We start from the raw sequence: 10,320 nt of genomic DNA on the forward strand, positions 1-10,320 counted from the left end.
GCTTATTGAAAAAATCCTATTAAAAAAGCCCTCAATAGCCGGAGGATTTCCGGCTATGAGCTGAAAAACCGCTAAAACCGGGGCTTTTTGTGACATTAGCCGGAAATCCTACCCTTATTTCGCCTAAATTTCGTTCAAATTTTGATATAACCGGAATTCATCCGCTTATCTTCATTGCACTGGCTCCCCCGTGAAGGACCACCTATTAAGAAACACTCAAATAGACGGACGTTTTCCGCTTATTGAAAAAAATCCATCAACAAAGCCCTCAATAGACGGAGAAATTCCGGCTATGAGCTGAAAAACCGCTAAAATCGGGGCTTTTTGTGACATTACCCGGAAATCCTACCCTTATTTCGCCTGAAAATTAATCAAGTTTTGATATAACCGGAATTCATCCGCTTATCTTCACTGCACCGACTACCCCGTGAAGGACCACCTATTATGAAACACTCAAATAGACGGACGTTTTCCGCTTATTGAAAAAATCCTACCCTTATTTCGCCTGAAAATTAATCAAATTTTGATATAACCGGAATTCATCCGCTTATCTTCCCTTCCTCCGATTTCCCCGTAATGGAACACCTAAAAGAAACACTCAGATAACCGAAACAAATCCGCTTATTCCCCTTCCCCGCTTACCCACTAAAAAAACACTCAAAAAAAACGCCCAGAAATATGAAATTTCTGAGCGTTTGCAGCTATGTTCGTTCCCAAAATTCAATTCTAATCGAGAACAGATTAAGCACCCTGCGTGCGCAATGGGTTTTGTTTGTCTCTTTTCCAGATAAACTGAAGGGCAAATAGTACACCGAACAGGATAAGGCCTGCCGTGTCCGAAAATCCTTCAGGATAGATGAGCATCAAGCCTGCTGCAAGGGAAAGTACACGTTCCGCCACGTGCATGTGGCGCATCCAGAATCCGATCATGGCTGCACCGATGGCAATCATGCCTGATAGAGCTGTAATCAGTACCCAGATGAGCTCTTGCCATGTTGTGTCAATCATCAACAGTTCAGGAGACAGCACAAACATATACGGTATAATAAATGCCGCTATGGCAAGCTTGGCTGATTGTAAACCGGTTCGCAGCGGTTCTCCTCCCGCTACCCCTGCTGCTGCAAATGCAGCGAGTGCTACCGGCGGAGTGATGTCAGCAATGATTCCAAAGTAGAATACAAATAAATGTGCAGATAAGTCAGGGATACCAAGCAGAATGATGGCAGGTGCTGCAATAGTAGATGTAATGACATAGTTTGCCGTTGTCGGCGAACCCATTCCAAGTACGATTGCTGCAATCATCGTCAGGAACAGCGTGAGCAGAATATGTCCGCCGGCAAGTCCGAGAAGCCCGTTTGCAAGCTTCAGGCCCAGCCCTGTTTTTGTCACGATTCCCACAATTATCCCTGCCGCTGCAGTTGCTGCTGCGACTGCCAGCGCTGTCCGGGCACCTTCTACCAGCGCCATGACAATCTGGATGGGACCCATGCGTGTTTCTTTATTTAAAAATCCAACGACAATTGCAATAACAATTGCCCAAAGAGCTGCATGCGTAACCGTTACGCCTGACATCAGCATCACGACAACCGCCACTATAGGCGACAGCAGATAGATTCTTTTAAATACTTCTTTTCGGTTCGGCATTTCTTCCTTTGTCAGTCCTCGCAGGCCGACCCGCTTTGCTTCAAAGTGCGTCATAATCCAGACACCTGTAAAATACAGGAGCGCCGGAATGGCCGCAGCCTTGGCGATATCCCAATAGGTAATCCCGCCGATAAACTCTACCATTAGAAACGCTGCCGCTCCCATGATTGGCGGCATCAGCTGTCCACCGGTAGATGCGGCTGCTTCTACGCCGCCGGCAAACTCTTTGCGGTAGCCGAGCTTTTTCATCATCGGTATTGTAAAAGAACCCGAGGTCACAACGTTGGCAACGGAACTTCCCGAAATGGTACCTTGAAGGGCACTCGAGAAAATCGCAACTTTTGCAGGTCCGCCCGTTCTGCGACCGGCAATGGAGACTGCAAGATCATTAAAGTACTTCCCTACCCCAGTCCGGACTAGAAACGCTCCAAACAACAGGAACAGGAAAATAAATGTTGCCGATACGCTCAGAGGTGTTCCCAATATTCCCTCTGTTGTAAAAAACATCGATTGCACCAGACGTTCCAGTGACAATCCACGGTGGGCAAGGAAGCCAGGCATATAAGGACCGAACAGTCCGTACAGCAGGAACACGGTTGCAATGATTGTAATCGGCAGGCCGACTGCACGCCTTGTAGCTTCAAGCACAAGAAGGATGGCAATAATCCCGACAATTAAGTCTGTTGTTGTTAAAAATCCAATTCCGGCAACGATTTTTTCAAAGTTCAGCGGCCAATATGTCCCGACCACAATGCTCAGTCCTGCTAAAATCAAATCATACCAGGCTACCTGCAGCTTCCCTGAATTCTTTCGCTTGCGGCTTGCTGGAAACAGCAGAAATATCAGCGTTAGTGCAAAGCCCAAGTGGATAGAACGCTGAATTTGCGCTGTAAATACTCCGAATATAGCTGTGTAGAGCTGAAACACCGAGAAAGACAGCAGTCCAAAGAAGACGATCCACTTAAATATGCCTGTCAGATTTCTTGTGCCCGCCTCCGGATCATATTTTTCAAGCAGTGCCTTTTGTTCTTCCTCGGTTATTGTTTTTACTTCTTCATTTTTAGTCATTGATTTTCACTCCTCTCAACTGCTCCCAAAGTGACAGCCTCTCAAATTGAATTCGGACCCATGTCCCGGGTTGAATGCTCTCTTTAAGAGGATATTCCTTTTCTTGATATATTACAGTATGGTTGGCACGCACCTGACCAATCCGCAGATCTATAAAGGGAAAGACACGGTTCATGTTGCCTATGATGTAGCGTCCATCCCTTTCTTCAAATGTTTCATCACCTTCCGCGTTAGACGGCATGCCAACGGCAAAGTCTTCATAGCTTAATTGCTGCTGAATGATGCTGTGATCTTTGAGTTCATATGTCTCAATGACATCCGAGAGGTGGATGGAATGGGTGTATTTGATTGAAAAGCTTTCCGCATCCTGAATCTGAAGATAGGCGAGCAGCTCCTCGGTATTTTCAAATCTAAAAGAGACAGTCTCCCGCATTGGATACAAAAAGATAATTGCGATGGCAGGTATGAGGGCTAAAAACATAAACATCAGTCTTTTTCTTTTCTGTGATAAGCTCATTTTTTCCCCCGCTAAAAATCAGCATCTGCTATGCTCTCAGGACATTGAGGTACGCTGAAACCTGACCTGCGCAGCCCAAAATCAATATAACGCATTCTTGCTTTCGGCTTACATACTTATGTAGGAAAAAGGAAAACGATAGACACGTACCATTGTACGGGTCTATCGCGTTTTTCCTTCTTTTATGATTATTGTTTACTGTTCGTCAAAATACTTTTGTGCACCAGGGTGAACAGGAATGTCGCCGACTCCGTCAAGTGCAGTTTCAGCTTTGATCAGCTCGCCCTTAGCATGAGTAATTCTGTCAGTGTTTTCAAAAAGCGCTTTTGTCATTTCATATACAAGATTTTCATCAAGTTCAGATGTAGCAACAAGCATTGCTCTTACTGCAACTGTTTTTACATCTTCAGTTAGGCCGTAAGTTCCGCTTGTAACAGCATCCTCAGAGTAGAATGGATATTTTTCAATCAATTCAGCAATCTTGTCGTCTGAGATAGAAAGAACTTTTACGTTGTTTTGAGCGGAAAGTGCTTCAACAGCACCGGTTGGCGTACCAGCTGTAATGAATGCTGCATGAATGTTGCCGCTTTGAATACCATCTGTAGATTCGTCAAAAGCAAGATTTTGAGCTTTGATATCTTCAAATGTCATGCCGTGAACCTCAAGGATCTGCTTTGCGTTGATGTTAACGCCTGATCCAGGTGCACCAACAGAGACTGTTTTGCCCTTAAGATCCTCAATTGAATTAATGCCGCTTTCTTCAGTTGTTACGATTTGAACTGTTTCAGGATACAATGTAGCAATTGCCGTTACATTATCAATTGCATTTCCGTCAAACATTTCTTTTCCTTCAAGAGCGTAAGAAGCAATGTCAGTTTGAGAGAAAGCAAGCTCAGCTTCACCTGCACGAAGCGCCTGCATGTTTTCAGCAGATGCACCGGAAGTTTGCGGAGTGATGTTAGCATCAGTGTTGTCAGAAATAATTGTTCCCATTTGGCCGCCAAGCGGGTAATACGTTCCGCCAGTTCCGCCAGTCAGCAAGCTCAGGTTTTGTGTTTCGCCGCCTGTTCCGCCTTCTGTACCGCCGCCTTCTCCTTCTCCGCCGCCGTTGCCATTATTCGCACCGCCGCCGCAAGCCGCAATTACCATTGTCAGAGTCAGAACCATGATGAAAAGAAAACTGCTCTTAAACTTTTTCATTCTGTTTCCCCCTAAATTATGTATTTAGTGCAGAGAGCACAATTCTATATTACCATAGAGGCTATTCCTGCTGTCAATCTATTCTGTCATAAAACAGAACAAGACATTTTTATACAGATATATAGTAGATGCTCCTTACCCTCTATTTTTTTCCAATTTATCTATGATTTTTTCACACCAATTGTGCGTATTCATGATTTCTTCCACTAGCATAGGCATACGTTCTTTTTTCTCAACAGCTGAAAAAAATGTGTTTACCATTGCCTGAAATCCCCTGATCTCCAGCGTGGGAGTCCAGTCGCCTGTTCTAGCTTTTGTTTCATAATGTCCCTCTTTTAAAAATAGTTCTGAAAGATTCCTTACGACCATCTTCCCGGAAGGGCTCACGACTTCCAGAATTTCTTCATTCACCCCGGCATCTCTATTCATAATGCCGATTGCCGTTACTCTTTCTCTCTTCATTGTCAGAACTATTGAAGCAAGCATACTTCCTTTCCATTCCCCGCTGACCTCCCACTTATCTGGCTCTCCTCCCAGGTGATGAAGCAGCGTATCAAGCACATGAATATAATCATCGTATACAAAAGTCCGAAGATCACCGGGAAGATTTCTGCGGTTTTTCTGCAGGAGAATCATATTTTTTTCTTTCATAGCTTCGGCTTTTACATAATGGGGCGCAAATCTCCTGTTAAAACCAGCCATCAATGGTACTCCTTCATTCTTTGCATACTGAAGTATCCTGCCAGTTGTTTTGATATCATCAGTAACCGGCTTATCAACAAAAACGGGAATGCCGGCAATTAAGCATCTTTGAATCAATTCCTCGTGAGCAGCTGTTGCAGCATGAATCATCACGGCATGAAGATCCACAGCAAGCAGAGAGTCCAAATCATAATGAATATGAAAACCATACTTCTCCTGAATTCTCTTTTGGGTAAGGGTGTTTCTGGTAAAACAGTGAAAGTGATGTTCTCTCTGCATTGCGTATATAGGAAAATAGGCTTTTTCTGCAATGTCTCCTATCCCAATCACTCCTATGTTCACAAAATATCCTCCTCCATCCTTTTCTGTATTATATCAAAATTGTCAAAAAATTCATTCTGTACTGTAAACAAACCTAATGAAAATCGGGTTTATTTACTTCTATTAGTTTGGAGAGAATATTGTGTTGTTAATATGTGGTTCAGGCGCTTCGTATTCCGCTGGGCGGTCTTTTTGATTTTGCCTTATTTCGACCACTTAACCTATAGCCTGAAGTTAATCAGACATTACTGAAGTTCGATTAGTACGGATTCTCTATCAAGGATTCACGCCCACACTTAATGGGCCACTACCCACTTCAATGTTGGAAATCACAATATTTGTGTTACCGCTAATAACGGAAACATTGCTACTGTTACCGTTTGCTGCATAAATTCCATTTGTTAAAGGATTGACGCCTAGTCCCCTAGGGCTAATACCTACTGGAACCGTAACGATGACGCTATTGGAATGTCCGTCTATAACGGATACTGTGCTGCTGCCTTCGTTCGTTACATAAATGCGGTTCGTTGCAGGGTTTACGCTCACTCCCCTAGGGTTAAGATCCACTGGGATGATCGCAATGACACTATTTGAAAATCCGTCTATGACGGATACACTGTTAGTCCCCCGGTTTGTTACATAAATGCAGTTCGTCACAGAATTCACACTTACTCCCCTAGGTGCAGTACCTACTGGGACGGTAGCGATGACATTATTGGAAATACCGTCTATAACGGAAACAGTGCTACTAAATCCGTTAGCTGCATAAATTCGGTTCGTGGCAGGATTCACGCTTACTGCTTCAGGGAAAATGCCCACTGGGACGATTGCAATGACACTATTGGAGAGTCCGTCTATGACGGACACATTGTCACTGTTTGCGTTTGCTACATATATGGAGTTTGTGGCAGGATTCACGCTCACTCCCCTAGGACTACTACCGACTGTTACTTCATTGATGACGTTATTGGTCATTCCCTCTATGACAGATACAGTGTTACTTGCTCGGTTTGTTACATAAATCCGATTCGTGGCAGGATTCACGCTCACTCCCCAAGGAAAACTACCCACTGATATAGTAGCGATTATACTTTCGGAAAATCCGTCTATGACGGATACAGTATTACTGCCCTCGTTTGTTACATAGATTCGATTAACTGATATAGGGATGGGAGAGCCAGCAGGTCCAGTTGCTCCTGTTGACCCTGCCTCTCCCGCAGGTCCAGTGGCGCCTGTTGACCCTGTCTCTCCCGCAGGTCCAGTGGCGCCTGTTGAACCTGCCTCTCCCGCAGGTCCAGTGGCGCCTGTTGAACCTGTCGCTCCCGCAGGTCCGGTGGCGCCTGTTGCTCCTGCCTCTCCCGTAGGTCCGGTGGCGCCTGTTGCTCCTGCCTCTCCCGCAGATCCGGTGGCGCCTGCTGGTCCGGTCGCTCCCGCAGGTCCGGTGGCGCCTGCTGGTCCGGTCGCTCCCGTAGGTCCGGTAGAACCTGTTGACCCTGTTGCTCCCGTAGGTCCGGTCGCTCCTGTTACTCCTGCTTCATTCCGCTCCAACTCACTATAAAGAACCCTGTGCGCCGCAACAAGCTGACCCAGAGAGTTCTTGCCCCAGACGGAAATATTCACATCTTGCTGAGCTGTACCTCCCTTGGTAAAAACAAATTCATAGGCATCAAAATCTGCAAAATAGTTGCGGGTTTCTACTGCGTTAGGTGTCAGTGTAAAAAGTTCCTGTACATATAATGTTCTGGCTCCGTTTAGAAAATATCCTTCAATCAGAACGGTTGCTGATTCAGAAGAGCTGTTATTATCTATTTTTATCGTTACTTGCTGAGTGGGTCTAATACCAAAAACAGCGTTGTTTTCAATTGGCCCTGTTGTCAGTATAGCCAATGCATTACTCCCCTTTGTCACTTATTGGATGTATAAAGCTATCTATTTATAGATATGCTTGTTTGGGGAGAATGCTTGGACTTGGACTACATGGTGCATTTGGATCAACTGCCCCATCTCAATATTCTGTTATCTGGGACTTAAAAAACTATCAATACAGGCGATGCTTACGTTCACCACCTTGCACTTGAAGCATTTCAGCAAAGGGTTGCAAGTATTGTATGAAGACTCATTCAAAAAGAATACAAAAACGATAGATCTAAAAGGGCCTCGGAATAAACTCATTCTGAACCCCTTTTGACTGAAAAATAAGACATCCTTTATGGGGATGCCTTTTTCGTTTCATTCATACTCCAGTATGAGATGCGCTTATTTCCTTGCTTTCCGTTTTTCCCCGCAAATCTTCAACCAGCACTTTGATTTGCTGTGAATGCTGATGCAGAAGCTGTGAGAGTTCCATCAGTATTTCCATTGCGGTGCTTTGCCCGGATGCAGAAGCTGCAATCTGCTGGCTTGCAGCAAGTGTTCCCTGAGAGTCTTCAAGCAGCAGTTCAAATGCTTTCTGCACTTCCTGATTGGAGCTTGTCAGGTTTCGGGTTGCATCTCTATAAAGTTCCAGCAGTGAAGTGACTTCATCATAAGAAGAACTAATGTTAAGAAATGCTTTTTGCGACTCGCTGACGATTTTGTTGCCGGTATGTACTTCTTTCAGAGAAGAAGAAACTTTTTCCTGAATCTGCTTTGTCTCCCGCTGAATGGACGAAACAATTTCAACAATTTCCTTTGAGGAAGAATCAGATTGAAGGGCAAGCTTCCTGACTTCTCCTGCTACTACAGCAAATCCTTTTCCTGCTTCCCCCGCGCGCGCTGCCTCAATTGATGCATTCAGCGACAATAAGTTGGTTTGTTCAGAAATACGATTAATCACACCGATAAAGCTTTCTACCTCAGCTATTTTCCTTTCAAACTCGGAAATATTCTGCTGAAGACCCGCCACATTTTCTTGAACTCTGGAAAATTGCTTGTACAGCTCTTTCATTCTTTCCTGTCCTTCAACAATGTGGACAGCAGTAGCATTTGACGATTCAGAAACGAGCGACGTATGTGTGTTCAGCTCCCGTATCTGCTTTTCCATGCCCTCTGCTTTTTGAATTCTGTTTATCATTAAGCTGTACTGCTTTTCAGAATTCACATTCAAATCAGCTATGCTCGCACTGATTTGAGCTGATGCCGTATTGCTTTCACTGCTGGAAAACTTCATATCCGAAGAAATGCGGAGCAGATTTTCTGACATATTTTCAAGTGAAAACACCAGCTCTCCATTTCTGCTGGACATTTTGGCATTTTGCGCCTCCAGCTCACTCTCCACTCTCTCCTTGTGCAGAATTAGTAAAATTGTAGCTCCTGAGGTTAACAGCAGAAAAACAGCATGTATCATTAAAAGAGAAAAAGAATAATTCGATGTTCCGCAGATGAGTTCTGGAACAAGGAAAAATCCTGCCAAATGCTGTACTGTAAAAATAGCTGTGCTAAGAGCCATCAGCTTGACGGAAGCAAAATAGGCGATAAAAGCCAACACCATGAAAATAGAAAAATGATATTCTACCATTCCATTTCCGCCTGCAACAATTGAAATGCTGGCAAAGGTTAAGGTTAATGTAATGAGTATCGGAATCCAAGAATGCTCTTTGTTTTTCTTATAATAAATGCTAGCCGCAATGACAAGAATAATTGGAATCCAAAACAAAATATTCAGCAGTACAGGCTGAAACCCTGAAAGTTCTTCAGTTCCCCTGATCAGCTTATAATCACTCAAAAATCCTGTGAAACGATGAAGCCCATGGACAACGATTGATATAAACACCACTCCTGCACTGATCAGCAGCAATAATGTATTTCCCCTTAAATGACTCACTTTTTCCATTCCCCCTAGTAATCTTGACAAAAGCTGACTTTTCTTCATGCACGATGTATATCGTCTTCTCCCTTTCATTGTTTAGCAAATTAGAGCAATAAAACTTACTAACGCAGATATATCATGAGAATAAAGACCTATGTCTTTTTCATCATATAACATAAATCTGAAGAATGCTTTTTTAAACTCTTTTTTATATTAGGCTTTGTTAAAGGTTCATGGATAGACCTGCCCTCACTGTCAATCCAAAAACGTAGTCAGTTTTGGCCAATATACTACACATTATCGCTGTAAAACTTGTCCCTCAACCTTCACTGATTTAACTGGAGAAACAAACTATTATCAAAACTGAAACCAATTGAAGTAGCAAACTTTGAAGGTATCGTTGAAATGGACGAGTTTATCAGATCAAGTTAACTTTTTCGTAATAAAGTCAGAAAAGATAGAAGAAAGGATTCCATAAATCAAAATGATGGGTAGTAGATACATCCCTAAAAATAAACCTAGCCCTACTCCCCCTTCATCTAGTGAATAAATCAAAACCATTATAAACACAGTAACTAATGCAGATATAATCTTTCTTCCAATAATATGCGTCACTCCCTTTTTAAAACTATCCTAATCGTTAGATGGGTAAGAAATATGATGGTAAAATACGAATAATTATTGCATTATTTGTTCACGTTTTTCTAGCTATATTATTTGTTTTGGTCCCTATACTACTGTCAAAATACGAAAGAGAGGTACTGTTTTCTAGCGTAAGTAGTTTATTAGATAATTTTTTCTTTCTTAGTGCCGTTCTAGCTTCTTTCATTTTTTGGTTTATCGACGAAATAATTAAAAACAAAAACAAGAAATGTGAAAATGCGATAGGGAATTTTCTTAGACGGATTGGAGATTTGCGAATATAAACTTAAATGGAAAAAATCCCTTTAGATGGCCCTTGAACTACCCGCCACTTAACTGGCTCTTGCGAGCTGTTTGAAGTGGGGGATTCCTAAGAACACCAGCGTAACCGCTAGTTATGGATTAGGCTATCCCGTTGCACCGACGGTTAGAAGCCTTA

6 protein-coding genes and 1 pseudogene are annotated in these 10,320 nt (G+C 43.2%); 1 reads left to right on the forward strand and 6 read right to left on the reverse strand.

Features of this window, described 5'->3' with window-relative positions:
- Positions 1-741 precede the first annotated feature (741 nt).
- The 6 genes from GJU40_RS19780 to GJU40_RS19805 all read right to left on the reverse strand — a co-directional run bounded on the left by GJU40_RS19780 (position 742) and on the right by GJU40_RS19805 (position 9,263).
- Positions 742-2,712 carry a TRAP transporter permease gene (locus GJU40_RS19780; RefSeq protein ID WP_154309776.1) on the reverse strand — a complete coding sequence of 657 codons (1,971 nt, stop codon included), beginning with the start codon at positions 2,710-2,712 and terminating at the stop codon, positions 742-744.
- On the reverse strand, positions 2,705-3,229 hold the full coding sequence (locus GJU40_RS19785; protein WP_170289463.1) for a DUF1850 domain-containing protein: 525 nt from the start codon (positions 3,227-3,229) through the stop codon (positions 2,705-2,707). The genes GJU40_RS19780 and GJU40_RS19785 overlap by 8 nt, the downstream gene beginning before the upstream one ends.
- Positions 3,230-3,424: 195 nt before the next feature.
- Positions 3,425-4,429 carry a TAXI family TRAP transporter solute-binding subunit gene (locus GJU40_RS19790; protein ID WP_154309777.1) on the reverse strand — a complete coding sequence of 335 codons (1,005 nt, stop codon included), beginning with the start codon at positions 4,427-4,429 and terminating at the stop codon, positions 3,425-3,427.
- 135 nt (positions 4,430-4,564) lie between these two features.
- Positions 4,565-5,473, reverse strand: coding sequence for a Gfo/Idh/MocA family protein (locus tag GJU40_RS19795; protein WP_343031647.1), 909 nt, complete (start codon positions 5,471-5,473; stop codon positions 4,565-4,567).
- Positions 5,474-5,728: 255 nt separating this feature from the next.
- Complete coding sequence (locus GJU40_RS19800; RefSeq protein WP_154309778.1) at positions 5,729-7,339, reverse strand: beta-propeller fold lactonase family protein; 1,611 nt, start codon at positions 7,337-7,339, stop codon at positions 5,729-5,731.
- 346 nt (positions 7,340-7,685) lie between these two features.
- Positions 7,686-9,263 carry a methyl-accepting chemotaxis protein gene (locus GJU40_RS19805; protein ID WP_170289464.1) on the reverse strand — a complete coding sequence of 526 codons (1,578 nt, stop codon included), beginning with the start codon at positions 9,261-9,263 and terminating at the stop codon, positions 7,686-7,688.
- A 220-nt stretch (positions 9,264-9,483) separates the two neighbouring features.
- Here GJU40_RS19805 and GJU40_RS21610 point away from each other — a divergent pair.
- Positions 9,484-9,653 (forward strand): annotated as a pseudogene (locus GJU40_RS21610) (IS1/IS1595 family N-terminal zinc-binding domain-containing protein); the annotation flags it as partial.
- Positions 9,654-10,320 lie beyond the last annotated feature (667 nt).

Origin of the sequence: Metabacillus lacus, assembly GCF_009674805.1 — a bacterium.
GTDB classification, from domain to species: Bacteria; Bacillota; Bacilli; order Bacillales; family Bacillaceae; genus Metabacillus_C; species Metabacillus_C lacus.